The following is a 14,614-nucleotide window of genomic DNA, read 5'->3' as shown; positions in this document are numbered from 1 at the left end:
GTCTGCTACGAATCAAGGACGGACGCCCAATTGGCGCAGCACGCCGATAGCGGCTTGAGCCAACGCAGACGCGGATGCTTCGTCCGGTCCGCAAGAGCACCGGGCGAGGCCTTTGATTAGTTCGGCCTGCCGCTGCTCCGACACCGGCCCATAGCTAGAAAACGTTGTGAGCACTCCTTCGTGGCCCAGGTTCTGGCTCCAAGCTTTGAATTGCTCCGGGTTTTGGCAAGTCCGCTCGCCTAGCGCCGCCAGCGCGTGGCGAAAACTATGCGGATTGAATCCGTGCAAGCCGATACCCACGAATAGCTGTTTGAAGATTTTCTGTACCGCGTCAGCGCTCGCCCAATGAGCGCGAGCCAATCCAATCGCGGCGAAGTGTTGTTCTGAGTCCTGCCCGATCGCAGTGGCTGGAAATACCGGGTCATCGTTGCCCCATAGATGGTCCCGTCTCAGTTCCGCAATCCATTCCTCCACTATCCGCTGCGCGGAGCCGCCGACACGGAAAAAGGTGGTTCGCAATTGCTTGCTGTTCTTCGTTCTGACTTCCCGCGGGTCTTGGTCAACCAGCTCATTGGCAAGGTCCACATGCTTTAGCTTTAATGTGACAAGCGCCCCATCCCGAACGCCGGTCAACCAAATGAACGCAACAATTGCCCGATTGCGTCGCTCAATCACGGTGGCGATTGGACTGCGTTCCAGCACGCTTTCAATCTGTTCCGGCGTCGGCACCGGCCGGGGCTTGGTCGCCTTTGCAACGCGCGCATCCTTTTCGGAGAGACGGAAGTAGTCGGCATCGGAATAGCGAATGCGGCTGCGATAACCCGGCTGTGCCGCCAGCCAAAGGAAATACGCCCGCAAGGCGGTCAGGATTTGGAGCGCGGTGGCCTTGCTTAGGGGTTTACCCGTTCGCTCGTTCCGCGCCTCGTCGAGCCGGCGACGGAACGCAATCGCTTGCTCAAAGTGAAACTTTTTGAAGGACCGAAAGCCGGTGGATTCCTCGAAGCGGTGAATGGCGGCGCTAGCAACGTCAATGCTTGCGTCAGAAAGCCCGCAAGCGGCCTTCAGGTGCAGCCTGTAAGCACGCTTGATCCGCTCGTTTTCTTCGTTGTGTTTCATTGCGCCGTTTCCCGTTGTTCAGAGTGACAATTCAGACTGGGAGAGCGGGTATCTACTAGGCGACCGAATGTCCTCGACGCGCCAAGCGGTGATCCGCGGCCCCAGCTTCACCGGCTTGGGGTAACGGCCGCCTTTAACTCCCGCCCACCAGGTTGATTTGCTGACAGGGATTGGCCCGCGTGGCGCAAGAATGCCGGAAAGTCTTACAAAGCCGGTGGTGGTTTCGCTATTATCCATGTTCGAACGTCTCCGTTTTTGACAATGCGGAGAAGTCCTAGGCGGTCCTTTGCGGGATTTGGCCGAATTCGGTTAGCGGCAAACCGAATTCGGTTACGGCACCACGAATTCGGTTTCGGACCATCGAGACGCGTAGCTTCGAATGAGTACTTTGCTTCCAACACCGGCCCGTTGGTATCGCGAACAACAATCATCAGGTCCCCAGCCGCTCGGCTGCAGCTTGGGCCGATCTAGGTCCGCTCGACCGCTCCCAAAGCCGACGTAAGCGCCCGTGCATAACCAGAAGGCGCGAGAACCTATCAACGAAAAACCCGGCTCTGCGGGAGCCGGGCCAATCGCGAACTAATTATACGTGCTGAAAACGCCGACATTGAAGCACTGATCGATTCAGGTGTCGGTTCGAACCACGACTCTAGAGCACGATTTTCGGGACAAAATGGCAATCGATAGAGCAAGGCTCGTGAAACTTGCGGCGACCTATTTACCCAGCACCAAGAGCCCCAGCTTCGGGACGTGAAGCTGAGGCCCCTGGAGGCCAGCCCTTCACCCACAAAGGGCCACGCCAAAATCACAGCACCGCATAGCCGTCTTTCGCTACAACAAAAGTTAGCCGCACCATCGGCGCCGGAACCCAATGACCGCACCGACATTGGTTTTCCTTTGCTACCGAGCGGAATTCGATGCGGTACTGTCCTCGGTGTGACAACACTCGGTGGGTTTGTGAAAATCACCTCGATCGGCCGTTCTTGGGAGAAAGGGCCTGTGGTTGCGGCGGCGCCGGCGCACCGTGCCCGAACTGCATAGAAATCCGGCCGATCCTGACGACGTCCCGGCGATGCCGGCAGGCTTCAAGCCCGATTTGAGCTGATCGAACGCGGCTGGCTAACTGCCGCAGTCCGCAGCAAAGGGCCCCAGCGGGGACGTGCTGGGGCCCTCCTGGAGGTGAGGTGTCGCATCGGGTTGCGACGCGCATCAACTCCACTTCTCGCTTCCGCGTTCCTAACGTCCCAGGCGCTGCTCGACGCGCTTCCGACTACTGCCTACCTTCTTCACCGCCTTCTTTACCGCACTTGCCGATCGTCCGGTTTTCTTGGCTTCGTAACGCACCTCGTAGTCTTGACCGCCCGCCACGCGCGCCTGGTCCTGCTTGCTCGCCAAACAGCTCGTTGATGGTTACGACGTTGAGCTATGGCAACTGGATCGACACGTCGAGACATTCACGCACGGAGGCTGAGCGGCCGATACTGAGCAGTCGATTACGGCCGATCGCGTTCGCTGATCTCAGACTCGGCTTGAAGCCAAAACTCCAAGTCCCGGTCTGCAGGGCATCCGTTCTGTTCCCAAATTTCCCGGGCGCGTGCACTGATCGCCTGCTTTGTGTGTCTCGTCTCCAGACGCTGCCGCAGCTTCTGCTTCAGATCCTCAATCCACGCCCTCAGCCGCTCAACGGTAGTCTGATCGCTGACACGCGAAGCAATCCGGGCCGCCTGTTCAATCTTGCGCTCCAGTTCCCGGGGATCGTCACTCTGATCCATCGACCATCTCCAAAAGTAAGACGGTCCAGATCGGTGCTTTGTTTATCTAGGGTTGATAAAAGGATTCTAGGCGGCCCGGCGCACGACGGGACCGGACAACGCAACGCCGCCTAGCGTTGAAACGTTCGCTGGCGGCGCTGAATCTCTCCTCCGAGAGGGACTAACAAAATCCCGGATACATGTTGGTCGTTCTGCGGCTCCATAGGTTCACTCGAAAGCGGCCCGCCAGCGTGAACCGGCGGGCTTTTGATTTTGTGAGCAATCAAACGGCCACAGCCTTCCACGCAATGCCTAGTGGAACCCCTCAGTGTTCGTGCCCGTTACACCTCTTCAAGTACCAAGGGAGGACTCACCATGATAAAAATCGCTTTTGTCGTGGCGTTAGCGGTGCTGACGACCGCCCCGCTCGTCACTCCGGCCAACGCCCAAGGCGTCAAAATGGCCCAAGTCGATATGCAGACCGGCCGGCACTACGAAGACCGCGACGACCGCGACTATAGGGACCGTCGGCGTTATGACTCCAACGCCACAGTTGGCGTCGGTCCAGGCGGTGTCACCATCGGCCCACGACCGCGCTGCCGCACGGTGACTACCCAGGTTGAACGGGACGACGGCCGCAGGATCACGCGCAGGGAGCGCGTCTGCGACTAATCGGCGCTTTTAGACAGACGAGACGTGAAGATTGACCACGGATCGAGCTAACGTTTAGTACCAGCGTCCTCGGCCGTACCAGCCGCCGCCGCCAACCAGCAGAATAACAAGCACAATAATTAAATAATTAGAAGTGTGGTGGTATCCATGAGCTTTCCTCCGCCTGCAGCGTATACGCAGTGCGCAGCTTGGAATTCTAGCTATTGATAACATTTAGCCGTTGGGTCCGGTTCCGAGACCTTGCGTGGCAGTTCATCAGCCGAAGTAGGTAATGCGCGCAGATTGACGACAAGATCGTCGACGTGCGCTGCCGCACCGTCATGCGTGACGCTGCCGACGAGATGGCAAGCGGGCCCGCGGCACAGCGTACACGCCTTTTGGCGTAGGGGGCCAGCCTCCGGGTAGTCAGCCAACGCCATACGGCTTGTTGAGGAAGTAGTCGCGGTTGCCTAGCGCCTTCTCTGCGTACTGATCGATCGCAACCGTGATCGCCTGGACGTGTTGATAACAGTAGCCCTCTCGCATTGCTTGCCGGCGCAGTTCGGCAAGCGCCTTGATCCAGGGCGAGTTGTCCGCCTTCTCGTCGTACCATTTCAATTGTTCGCCCATCACCAGCTCCGGCCACCGAGAACGCGCCCCTTGGTCGGGCTGCCCTGCTCTTTTCTGAGCCGGTCCCGCTCGGCGCAAAGGTCTTCGATCTTCGCCAGCATCCTCTGCAGCAGAAGCTCAGCCGATGCTGTTGAGATGCCGGCGCGCTGAAGCTGGAGGATCTCCTTACGCTGCCTTCCGACCTGGACGCGCGTGTGCTCGATTCCGGCATGGACGTGATCTAGCCCCATAGCGTTCTTTCAATGCTCTCCGAATTGTTCGAATGAGACCTTCGGCCCGGCGACCGAGCTGGTCGTACAGGCGAAGGCGTCTGAACAAGATTTCGATTTCGCGGGCACTTTTCATAATGTGTAGGCAATAGTACAAAGCGTGAACGAGATGACGAGCCGCTAGGAATAGGGTCTGCTGGCCGGAACACCCAAGATCATTGCCCGAGTAGATTTTATTGCCCTGGTCCGCCTCGTTTGAGGATCCAATCCCGCTTCCGGATGACCGACGGCTCCTCACGTTGAGGGATGCCGCCAGCTACATCACGAAGCTACCGAAAGCCGAGCACTCCGCGCCGGAATGGCAAGCGGCCATGGAGACGCTAATGCTCGTTGCAGAGAGCGGCGGCCCGACGATGCTGGCCCGGATCGGCGTCATGCGGGCGTTGAACCGGCACGTCGAACGGGTCTTTGATCCCGATCGTAAGAGTCATCACTGGGGAAAGCGCAAGCTAAAGAGGGATCAATGACGACGGTCTGGATATACGTCTACACCAGCAAGGAGGTTGGCGACGTTGATCACGTCAAGGTCTTTGCGAGCCAAGATGTTGCCGAAGCCTGGCTCAAGGAAAACGATCCGGAGGGCGTGGCGTTGGAGTATGAGGTGCTGGAATGAAAGAGGCCTCCAAATGGTGCGGCCTTAACCCTCTTTCTGTTCATCAACCTCGAAGGAAAGTTTTACCGCTAGCACAGGTCTGCGACCATCGCGGACTTCGATTGCCAACTGATGATCGGGACAGCCCTTGTTGGATTGCTTACGGATCGCATCCCTCGCCATATCGGCAATCGCACCTGCGGCTTCTGCCCGGGCACCCGCAAGGGTGGTGAGTTCCAGACCTTCGTCATCGGCGGTAAAGTTGTCCCCCCTTGCGGATATCAAAATAGTATCTTGGCATTCGTGCACCCTAGCTTGCTATTGAACAGGCTAATGCCGTTTTAGTTGCAGAAGGGAATTAGAACACCCCAAATCAGATTAGGATCTAGCGGCCCCGGCAATACGCAACGCTCCGGGGCCGCCGCACCTTGGAGAAACCCCCGGCTTGGGGCTTGGGGCATGCAGCCGGGGGACTTACAGAATAGCCGCCACCGCGGGCTCCGTCTGTACGGCCGCTGACAATGACCAGGTGGCGCCGTACTTGAGAAGTGCTCGAATGAAAGAGGCCGCCCGGACAACATCTTGCAAACTTCAAAGTGGCCTCCCGGAATCAGGAACCGAACATCGCCGGCTCGATTAGTTCGTCATGTTCGAACGAGTTCTGTACGAAAGCAGCAACAGCGATTCCTGGTCTCTTGCACGCGACCCAGCTTCCAATTTGCCTGCCGTGAAGCATCAGGCGAATCCCAGCTCCGGCGGACAAACATCCTACATGCCAATCGGTAGCTTCCTGGTGAGCGGCGCCAGCAGTCCAGAGAAACACGCACTACTGAAGCTTATCCGCACCCTAGTTGATGGCTAATGGGACCGGGATGGACAAGCAGTCGAAAACGGCGGCGGACCTGGAGCAAATCGTAAAGGTGAGAATGGGTACCGGCGATTTTGATGTGATTGTTCAGCGCGGTCCTGACGCAGGATGGCACGCCATCGTTCAAGCGCACCAACCGGGAGAAGCTCACCATTTACAACTGATGGCGGACGCGATCGTTACCGAGTTGTGCCAGCATTACGATCTGAGTGATTAGGCGCCCCTCTTCGCCATCAGAGAAGCATCGGAGGAACGCTGGCCACTCTTAAGCATTAGACGTCCTGAAATGAGGACGCCATGGTGCGGGATCCTTGGACTTTCGCGGCAGCTTTTGCGTTTGGCTTCATTGCCTGGGTTGTCTTCGCTAACCTTCAAGAGAGCTCGCCTCGCCTAGGAGCCTCTCAATCCTTGAGTGCCGATCCCGACTTGCGTTTGGTCTCTGAGCGCAGCGAATACATGCGGACCGAACGATATTGACGAGCGCCTTACTCGCCTTCAGGGTTGGCCGCCAGAATGAACCGTCTGCCTTGCAGAAGCGGTGGCGAGCCCCTGCCCCGTTTACTTCCGCCGACGGCGTATTCTCTTCGCTGGGCGGCTCACCCCGATCTTGCCTAGCCGCCTCGCGTTGGCGGCGACACGCTTTCGGTATTGACTGATTATCTGCTCTGCTGAAGCGCCGCCCATCAGGCTCGCGGTCGCCTTGGCCGCGGCATCGATCTTTTCGCTCACCATTAGACGGGCCTCTCGCCGCGCCGCTCGTTTTCCACCCAGCATTAGCTTTGTCATGCGCAGCCCCATGACACCGCTCGCCTCGAGCGCCAACCTTGTCATGGAATCCAATGGCGCGAGTATTGTCCCGTGCTGCCAGTCGCCTTTAGGCCGGAGCGACTTCGATCTCGATCTGCTCAGCCCGCTTTGCTTCCGCATCGTAAACCTTGATCTGGAGGTTGGGAAAACGCGTCTTCAACTCTTGAGCTGCTTGGATAGCAGAATCCTGGGTTTGAACTCTCGTTTCGCATGGCCATCGACAATGAGGGCGTAACCAGTTGTCGGAAGTTCGGTCGGCGCCCTGATCGTTGTCGCTGGCGCCGCCACAGGCGATCGTTGCGTGCGCTGTTGTCGCATGGAAAGCTCCGCGTTGGGGGATTGCCCTTACAACGTTCGTGCAGCGCCAGGGTTCCTAGAACTACAGCACCGGAGGCGGGGCGCCGTCCGATGCAAGCTCGATTAGGGTCCCGGTCCGTCTATCAGAGGAGAGAGACGCTTTACCACGCGCGCGCCGCACCGAAGCTCCGCCGGCCGCTGATCCATTAGCTGCTTCGTCCACTCGATGGCTTGTTCGTCCGTATAGCACGAAAACGCGCGATGGCTCGTGAAATGCCCGTCCGAACCTACAAAGTACGCTTGATACTTGACCACCAAATACTCCCTACTTGGCAGGCTGAAGTCGTGGCGAGCGAAGCAGCCCGCAAACGTGAGTGGCAGCCTCGTTCTGTTGGATTCTCTGCATGATGTGCTCCCTCGCGGCACCGTCCGGCAGCACCTTAGCTTGCTCAACTAGTTGCGCTGTATCTTGGGCAAGACGTTCCTCAAGGGAATGAGTTTGCTTGAAACGACGACGTTTGATGACCATGAACTGCTCTCTGCTGGAAGAAGGGCTTGGAGCGCTTACTGCGCGTTCTCATCACCGCTGGTGCGATGGGCTGCAATATGCACTTTGCACCGAGCGTGCCCCGAACAATTGTTAGGTTATTTCAAAAACTTAAGCCGTTATATACGTGCCGCTATGTCGGCTATCGGGCCGACACGCAGCATGAGGCCCTCGGCTCATACACTTTGCCACGAGCCGCCGCCGGAGCTAGGCCGCCGGCCGCGGTATCTGTTCGCGCTCCGGCTCTCGCTCCTCCGGCTCCGATTGATCGTAATGGATGCACATCAGGCCGAACGCGTCGGCGCCGTGCGAGCTCCAAGGTGCGAGCGCGGATGATGTCAGCGCCGGTGATGCGCTCGCCGGCTACAATCTTTGGCGCGGACCGCGGCCTCCTGGAATCCTTCGGGTAAGCGAAGCGCTCGCTACCCACGCCCACCGTTGCCGCAAAGCGATCTACGGCCCTTGCGCTTTCAGCAGGGCGATCGTGCTGGCGTTGTCGCCAAAGGCATTTGAAATCGTGCTAACCTCGCCCATGGACGGCTCCCCTCAAAGTGGTTTGCTTCAACGCAACCACCCTATGGCACTTCGATGCCGCAGAGTGGGCGCCGTCCACAGCATCAATCGCGTCCTTCTTACCGTGCGCTGACCACTTCCGGTCTGCCCCGATAAGCATATAATTTCGGAGGCCTCTGGAAACTTCGCATTGGTGCCAGATTCGAAGTAGCCAACCGAGCCAGCGCGTCGGCCATCCGGTTGAACCTTCTCACGTCCGTTAATGGCACGAACCGGCCCGGCCGGACCGGTCCTGACGATGTCCGTTAGTCAGAACGGCGCCAATGACCCACAGCGGATTTACGGGCGTGTTTGCTCAGATCATCCCCCCGGTCCCGGAATGAAGCAGCGCCATATAGGGGTCATTCTTCCATCGATGTAGGACGGCGACCACCAAACCATCGCGATGCCGCTGAGGTTCGGCTGGTCGATCACGGCGGAGTACGGCACGTCGAACCATTGCCCCGGCTCGGTTGGCCTATGCGGATCCTTCAATAAGACTTTATACCCGCCCTTCGTCATATCCCACTCGGCCTCCACATGCTGGCCATCGCCCGTGTCGCAGCACGGCTCGCCTACCTTATTCTTGAGGCTCTTGAACCACGCATTGAGTTCTGGTCGCATCGGGTCATGCGAATTGGCCGTGCCAATCTCGAGAAAGGCAACCGCACTCAATCCCATCATGCTAGCTAGGATCAACCGATAAAGGCGTGTCGGCCGGCGTCCATTCGAACTGGTCATGGGAACCTCCGTTCCCCCAAACCCGTTTCTGTGGGTCATCGGCACTGGCAATTGGACCCGAGCAGTAGCAGGTACTGAACTTGGTCTCCAAGCACCGGGATCGGGCTTATCGGGCTGGGATCACCGCGTTGAATCAAGGTGAAGAACCCGAAGTCGCCGGCCATGCACCGCGCCAAAGATGCGTTCTCATGATCGGTGCGGCCGATGGGATTTGGTTCCAGGAATTCCTGACCAAGATGGCTATATCATCCGCCGAGTTTCCAACCGAGCGTCAGACCGAGCAGCTGTTAGAGTTGGCCGAGCGTATCGGCAGCCCAACCCGAACTAGGAAAGGAGCCGTCGCAGAGTGTGTCCGCTGATTTCAGCTGACATTCGCAGCATGGTGTCCGGTTTGTCGTGTACTGCGCTTGCGCACGCCAGTGGAAACGGTCTCGTGTGCACGCACCGGGGTGCAGGTCGTGACCACGAGCGCAAACCGGCTGCACTGCCAGTCAGCGCCGAGCGCGGCGCTGGTGGGTGATGTCAGGTTGACCGACAGTAATGCCGCTACGCAGGCAAACACCATCCACGCCGCGATCAGCACCGCTCCCTTGTGGGTCCTTGAGTGGGAAATCATGGCCTTGGCTCCTGTACGATAGCTGGAAGAATAACTTGGCGATCTAACTCACATCCTGGTCCACATTTTTCGCTAATGGCCCCGAGGCGTGCGCGATTGCTGGCACTGCATCAGCGCCGCAGCCGGACTCGCGCACTGGGGCAAACAGCATCTTTATTCGATCACCTCGCCGGCACGAGGCGAGCAGCGTGGGCGGAAGGTCAACGCCGAGCGCCTTGGCTGTCTTGAGATTGACAACCAGCTCAAACTTGGTTGGCTGCTTAACGGGCAGGTCGGCGGGCTTCGCGTGCGGCTGCTGCCTGGGTTTGATCTTGATCGAGTTCAGCAGCGTCGCCGCCACGATCATCACCAGGACGCCACCAACACTGAGCGCGATCTGCATCGTCAGCCCCTCCGAGATGTCGAGCAGCGCCAGGTGGCTGGCGAACGTCAGCCAAACGCCGAGGCAGTAGATTGGCAGCGAGTTCTGGCCACAGAGAATGGCGCCGCGCATCACTGCCGTCGTCAGCCCTCGCCAATTGCGAGGCACGAACCATACCACCAAAACCGCAAGGGCCAAAAAATGCAGCAGTCGCAATGGATGCAGATTCGATTTGTCCATCGGGTAAAGCAGCGTCAGCAGCGCCTGCGGGACCAGCGCTTCCAGGGGTTTGATGCTCCAGCTCAATGCGATGATGAGGCTGAATACCAGATAGAGAACCGCAGCCACAAGCGCGGTGCGTGAGGTCACCCACGGCCGGAATCTCTTGTCCTCGATCATCCACCACGCGCCAAGCACGACCAGCAGCTGCCAGGCCAGGGGATTGAAGGCCCAGTGGCCGTTCGGCCATGCCGGGATGGTCCAGCCGAAGACGTGCACCAGTGCGTAAAGCAACAGCGACGCGCCGAGCGTTGTGTTCGGCGCTCGCAGCAGCAGCCACAGCAGCGGCGCGAACAAGAGATGAAGAAGTACGAAGATCGGCAAGACGTCGGTGTTGACGGGGCGGTACTGCAAGATCGCCGCGTGCGCGAGCGTCGCGCCCGGCTGGTCCAACAGAATGCGCGTATTGCTCTCGTCGGCAAGACGGCCGCTGCCTGCGAGGTGGATCAGAATGGCGCAGGCGAGCGTGAGCAGCAGAAATGCGACATAAATATCCCAGCTTCGCCACAGCGTCCGGCCGATCACGCTGATCCAGCCCCCGCAGCGCCATGCCTTGCCGTAGGCCAGCGCGCAGGTTACGCCCGAGACGAACATGAACACTTCCGCGGCATCGCTGAAGCCGTAGTTCCGCAGCGTCAGCCAGTTCCCGATGTTGTTGGGGACATGGTCAAGAAAGATGCACCACAGCGCGATGCCGCGGCAGGCATCAATGCGCAGGTCGCGGCCCTGGCCTTTCAGCTCCGGCAGCTCGCCGACCGATGGCTTCGGGGTGGCAGTTCGATCATGCATCTGGTTGCCCATCCGGCGTGCAAGCACGCTTCAAGAGGGACCGAATCTGACAAAAAACATCGCCGCTGCGCTGCCGGATCGGAACAACGCCGCAGTCTAAAACTGCTTCACGCCGAACCCGGCCACAAAAGCTATTGCGAGAGCGATCATATGGCGGCGCTTGGTAGAACCTCCTAGCGAGGCTATCCGTTGTCGATAATCGTTATCGGCACAGCGTGTAAATCAGCCGGAGGTCCGCACAGAGAGGTTCCTAGGTCCTAGGATCAAAGTACCGTACAGATCTCGGCATCAACATCCGTTAGACACTTCATGCACATTTCGCCATTGCGCATCGGGGAAGTGTCTCGTGGTCCGCAGTAGCTTTTTCGGTGTCCTACTGTGAGGTGATTACAATTACAGCACACAACAGCATTCGGCTCCTACCTTGAGTACATGACGGTGAACCGCTGGTTGGGCCAAGGATGGAGGATGGACGGTTTCGGAAGCCAGTCTTCCGCCAGCCTCTTCCTCGCCAAAGACCCGAAGGTGGGTGTATGATTTTTTTAATTGGATCTCCGTGCGATGACGGAGAGCTCTTTTATGAAAGTTCTTATTGTCGACGATCATGCATTAATTCGCGAGGCGTTGCACGCTGTCCTGAAACAACTGGAGCGACAAGCGGTCATATTTGAAGCTTCGAACAGCCGGCAGGCAATGCACATAGTCGAGGAACATCCCGACATCAGCCTCATTTTGCTTGATATCAATTTGCCTGATCGAGATGGCTTCTCTGTCCTCCGCGAACTGCGAGGCCGCCATCCGACCATTGCTATCATCATTCTCTCATCGTCGGATGATCAAGACACAGTCAGGCGTGCTTTCAAACTTGGCGCTCTGGGTTTCATCCCGAAAACGACCGAACGAGAGGTCATGCTCAATGCCATTAAGTTAGTGTTCTCCGGCGGTATTTACATTCCCTCCGAAATTCTGGAGGAAACAACGTCTCCGCGGCTTACAAATAAGCCAGCGACGCGCGACTCTCTTAAGGGTCTCGGGTTGACCGATCGGCAGATTGAAGTGCTTGCGCTCCTGATGAAGGGAAAAAGCAACAAGGTCATTGCCAAGACCCTCAATATGGCAGTGCCGACAGTGAAGAACCACATCACGGTCGTTCTCAAGGCGCTCAACGTAACGAGCCGCACCGAGGCAGTAATAAAAGTAGGAAAAATGGGCTGGGAATTGTCGCCGAAATCTGAGTCATAAAGCCGGCCCGGTATCTCTCTTATCGTCATGATCCATAAAGAGCTCGTGCATGACAGCGCGGAGCCGCATTGGGTCGACAGGCTTGTGCAGCAAAATGTATCCTCTATCCTTAGCGTCACGTAATGGTTCAGGTGCCGTATCGCCGCTGATGAGAATAGCTGGAATCGATGAACCAAACGCCGCATTAATTTGTTCAATTGCTCGGATCCCGGTCTTTCCGCTCGCAAGATGATAGTCCGAGATTATAAGATCGGGGCGTTGTTGGCGCTCAGCAAGTCGGACAAGTGCAGCTTCGTCGGATTCGGCGGTAAGGACAGAGTATCCCCATTTGCCAAGCAATCCGCCCGTTTCCTCCAACACAATTGGAGCATCGGCAATAACAAAAATTACCTTGCCTTCGACCGCAAAGGCTGCGGGGCGAGGTGCGTCGACGGGCTCGGTGGACGTGACGCATTCGTTGGCCATCGGAACCAGAATTGCGAATCGCGAACCTCGACCCACAGTCGAAGCTAAGTCGATTTGATGGTTGAGAAGTAGACGAAGCCTGTCGACAATAGCCAGGCCGAGCCCCAGGCCGCCGTACCGGTTTCCTTCTGCGGCAGCAAGTCGAAAAAACTCGCCAAAGATATTCTGCTTCTGATCCTCAGGAATGCCGGGACCGCTATCCCATACTTCGATACGCAACATTTCACCGCGCCGACGACATCCGACGATGATCCCGCCCCGCAATGTATAGCGCACAGCATTGGATACCAGATTAAGCAGTATGCGTTCGAGCAGCATGGCGTCGCTCCGCACCCAGGCGTCACTTCGCCTAATGCGTAGACGCAAGCCTTTTTCTCGCGTTGCCTGATCAAACGTCGTCTCAATTTTTTGCAACAGGCGCGCGATCGGGAATTCGGTAATTTTGGGTGTAAGGATCCCAGCGTCGAGCCTGGAAATATCCAGAAGCGAATTGACCATTTCATCCATTTCTTTGCGTGTTGCATCGATCCGCTCGATCGTCTTTGTCCGTTCCCCCGATTTGAGCGGCGTGCGCAGCTGTGCAACGAACAGGCCTAGTGCATGTAATGGCTGCCGCAAATCATGGCTTGCCATGGCAAGAAAGCGCGATTTTGCTGCATTGGCGAGCTCCAACTCTTGCGTACGCTCTGCAACCTTCCGTTCGAGTTCGGTCTGCGCGCGGCGCAGACTTTCCTCCGCTTTCTTGCGCACCTCGACGTCGGCGCTCAGTAACAGGCTTGGAACGGTAATACTGATCAAGAACATCAACACCAGCAGGAATGAAACGTTGAGATCCGCGGTCGCGAAGGGGCCGCCGCCCGTGAGCGTCCCCCAAATCGTGATGCCCGCAAGCACCAGCGCAACCGTTGCGGTGTCACGTGGACCGCGGCGCAGCGCCGCCCACAACATTGGCAGGATCGCAAGAAAACCCAGTGGATCTCGACTCGGCGTTTGCTCGATCAGGGGGCTGAAAGCAATGAGTCCAACAGCCGCCGCTGTTGCGAGGACGCCGACCGTCTCCAAAAATGCATTGCGGTTGAAGGCATGGCAGTGGCTTGAGGCCCAAAGCACGATAACGGGGGCAATGACCAGCGCGCCGGTCACATCTCCCAGCCACCATGTGACCCAGGCGTTCGCGAAATTGGTCCGTTCGATGTAACCGGCGGTTGCCAGGCTGGTCAGTCCGATGCTGGCGCTGATCGGTGTCGCGATCACGAAGCAAATCAGAGCAAACTTCGCGACAGAATTTGGCGTCGAAAACGTATTGCACCCTCTCGACCATCGATTGATCAGGTAAGCGCCAACAATCGCTTCGAGAGAGTTGCCGGTCGCAATCGCAATTGCGGTGGCAACCGAGCCGGCGGTCGTCGCATTGGCGATCACCGCCGCCGTGAAAATTGCGGGCCAAGTCCGATATCCCCACAACAGCACCGCCGCCAGCGCGACACCCGTCGGTGGCCAAATTGGCGTTGCATTGGGATGAATAGAGGCGAGGGCAAGGCCGCCTTTTGCCAGGGCGAAATAGATCACTCCAATTGCGACCAGACCGCCGGCATAGCTAATGCCTCGGCGGAAATTTATCTCCGGCGTCAGTGATCGTGGATCGGACATCGTCGACGCCTGGACCAGGCAGTTGGATCGTCCACCATGACTGACCTTTTGATCTCCTTGCTAAAGATCAAAGATCGCAACTAAAGTCGCACCAATTTTTCGGAGCTAAGCGGCCTGTCGCTGACTCTAATAGGAATCAACGCCGCCCCACAACCCCGGCGGCCACCGCAATTGCCCTGCATCATCGCAATTCGGGTTCGTTGAGGAAACAACCCATTTCGAGTAAGCAGAACGCGCACGCAACTGGTCGTAAGCCTTTGCCCCGCCTGAAAAGGGTCAAAAGCACCGCTTGGCGGTGTGCCGGTCACGTCCGGCCTTCCTCAACAAACGGGCCTTTCCGGCGCCCGGCGAACATGTCTCAAACGTGCCAAAACGCACCTTGTTCCGACCC

At 57.9% G+C, this 14,614-nt stretch carries 15 protein-coding genes; 5 read left to right on the top strand and 10 right to left on the bottom strand.

The window, feature by feature from the left end:
* Positions 1 to 12: 12 nt before the first annotated feature.
* The 3 genes from KJQ96_RS31070 to KJQ96_RS31055 form a co-directional block, all read right to left on the bottom strand.
* A complete protein-coding gene (locus tag KJQ96_RS31070) occupies positions 13 to 1,116 on the bottom strand; it encodes a tyrosine-type recombinase/integrase (RefSeq protein ID WP_213290169.1) in 1,104 nt (367 codons plus the stop codon).
* 1,236 nt (positions 1,117 to 2,352) lie between these two features.
* Positions 2,353 to 2,511: a DUF3606 domain-containing protein gene (locus KJQ96_RS31060; RefSeq protein WP_213290167.1), complete on the bottom strand. Its 159-nt coding sequence runs from the start codon at positions 2,509 to 2,511 to the stop codon at positions 2,353 to 2,355.
* A 98-nt stretch (positions 2,512 to 2,609) separates the two neighbouring features.
* Entirely contained in the window at positions 2,610 to 2,888 is a 279-nt protein-coding gene (locus KJQ96_RS31055; protein WP_213290166.1) for a DUF2934 domain-containing protein, read from the bottom strand.
* A 354-nt stretch (positions 2,889 to 3,242) separates the two neighbouring features.
* Between KJQ96_RS31055 and KJQ96_RS31050 the strand changes: the two genes are divergently transcribed.
* Positions 3,243 to 3,539: a hypothetical protein gene (locus KJQ96_RS31050; RefSeq protein WP_213290165.1), complete on the top strand. Its 297-nt coding sequence runs from the start codon at positions 3,243 to 3,245 to the stop codon at positions 3,537 to 3,539.
* A 405-nt stretch (positions 3,540 to 3,944) separates the two neighbouring features.
* On the opposite strand, the gene KJQ96_RS31045 is transcribed toward KJQ96_RS31050, so the two are convergent.
* Together KJQ96_RS31045 and KJQ96_RS31040 are read right to left on the bottom strand one after the other, a co-directional pair.
* Complete coding sequence (locus KJQ96_RS31045) at positions 3,945 to 4,148, bottom strand: hypothetical protein (RefSeq protein WP_213290164.1); 204 nt, start codon at positions 4,146 to 4,148, stop codon at positions 3,945 to 3,947.
* Positions 4,148 to 4,378 carry a hypothetical protein gene (locus tag KJQ96_RS31040; protein WP_213290163.1) on the bottom strand — a complete coding sequence of 77 codons (231 nt, stop codon included), beginning with the start codon at positions 4,376 to 4,378 and terminating at the stop codon, positions 4,148 to 4,150. The genes KJQ96_RS31045 and KJQ96_RS31040 overlap by 1 nt, the downstream gene beginning before the upstream one ends.
* A 362-nt stretch (positions 4,379 to 4,740) precedes the next feature.
* Here KJQ96_RS31040 and KJQ96_RS41835 point away from each other — a divergent pair, with 362 nt between their 5' ends.
* The gene (locus KJQ96_RS41835; protein ID WP_309142491.1) at positions 4,741 to 4,884 is read left to right on the top strand and encodes a hypothetical protein; all 144 of its coding nucleotides are present in this window, start codon (positions 4,741 to 4,743) and stop codon (positions 4,882 to 4,884) included.
* On the top strand, positions 4,881 to 5,030 hold the full coding sequence (locus KJQ96_RS31030) for a hypothetical protein (protein WP_213290161.1): 150 nt from the start codon (positions 4,881 to 4,883) through the stop codon (positions 5,028 to 5,030). Before KJQ96_RS41835 ends, KJQ96_RS31030 begins: the two co-directional genes overlap by 4 nt.
* Positions 5,031 to 5,054: 24 nt before the next feature.
* Here the strand turns inward: KJQ96_RS31030 and KJQ96_RS31025 are convergent, their stop codons facing one another.
* Positions 5,055 to 5,294 carry a DUF6894 family protein gene (locus KJQ96_RS31025; protein WP_249734740.1) on the bottom strand — a complete coding sequence of 80 codons (240 nt, stop codon included), beginning with the start codon at positions 5,292 to 5,294 and terminating at the stop codon, positions 5,055 to 5,057.
* A 587-nt stretch (positions 5,295 to 5,881) separates the two neighbouring features.
* Between KJQ96_RS31025 and KJQ96_RS31020 the strand changes: the two genes are divergently transcribed.
* Positions 5,882 to 6,094 (top strand): hypothetical protein, encoded by a 213-nt coding sequence (locus KJQ96_RS31020; protein WP_213290160.1) that lies wholly within the window; start codon positions 5,882 to 5,884, stop codon positions 6,092 to 6,094.
* Positions 6,095 to 8,401: 2,307 nt separating this feature from the next.
* On the opposite strand, the gene KJQ96_RS31015 is transcribed toward KJQ96_RS31020, so the two are convergent.
* From KJQ96_RS31015 to opgC, 3 genes are all read right to left on the bottom strand, one after another.
* Positions 8,402 to 8,821: a hypothetical protein gene (locus tag KJQ96_RS31015; protein WP_213290159.1), complete on the bottom strand. Its 420-nt coding sequence runs from the start codon at positions 8,819 to 8,821 to the stop codon at positions 8,402 to 8,404.
* A gap of 361 nt (positions 8,822 to 9,182) precedes the next feature.
* Entirely contained in the window at positions 9,183 to 9,437 is a 255-nt protein-coding gene (locus KJQ96_RS31010) for a hypothetical protein (protein WP_213290158.1), read from the bottom strand.
* Between the two features lie 43 nt (positions 9,438 to 9,480).
* On the bottom strand, positions 9,481 to 10,878 hold the full coding sequence (opgC, locus tag KJQ96_RS31005) for an OpgC domain-containing protein (protein ID WP_249734737.1): 1,398 nt from the start codon (positions 10,876 to 10,878) through the stop codon (positions 9,481 to 9,483).
* Positions 10,879 to 11,445: 567 nt separating this feature from the next.
* On the opposite strand from opgC, the gene KJQ96_RS31000 reads away from it, so the two are divergent.
* On the top strand, positions 11,446 to 12,108 hold the full coding sequence (locus KJQ96_RS31000) for a response regulator transcription factor (RefSeq protein ID WP_213290157.1): 663 nt from the start codon (positions 11,446 to 11,448) through the stop codon (positions 12,106 to 12,108).
* Here KJQ96_RS31000 and KJQ96_RS30995 read toward each other — a convergent pair.
* Positions 12,103 to 14,223, bottom strand: a complete 2,121-nt coding sequence (locus KJQ96_RS30995; RefSeq protein WP_213290156.1) for an MASE1 domain-containing protein — start codon at positions 14,221 to 14,223, stop codon at positions 12,103 to 12,105. The genes KJQ96_RS31000 and KJQ96_RS30995 overlap by 6 nt on opposite strands.
* Positions 14,224 to 14,614 lie beyond the last annotated feature (391 nt).

It is taken from the genome of Bradyrhizobium sp. sGM-13 (assembly GCF_018398875.1).
Classification (GTDB): domain Bacteria; phylum Pseudomonadota; class Alphaproteobacteria; order Rhizobiales; family Xanthobacteraceae; genus Bradyrhizobium.
Note: the sequence above shows the minus strand (reverse complement) of the source record. Positions and strands in the feature narration are given on the sequence as shown.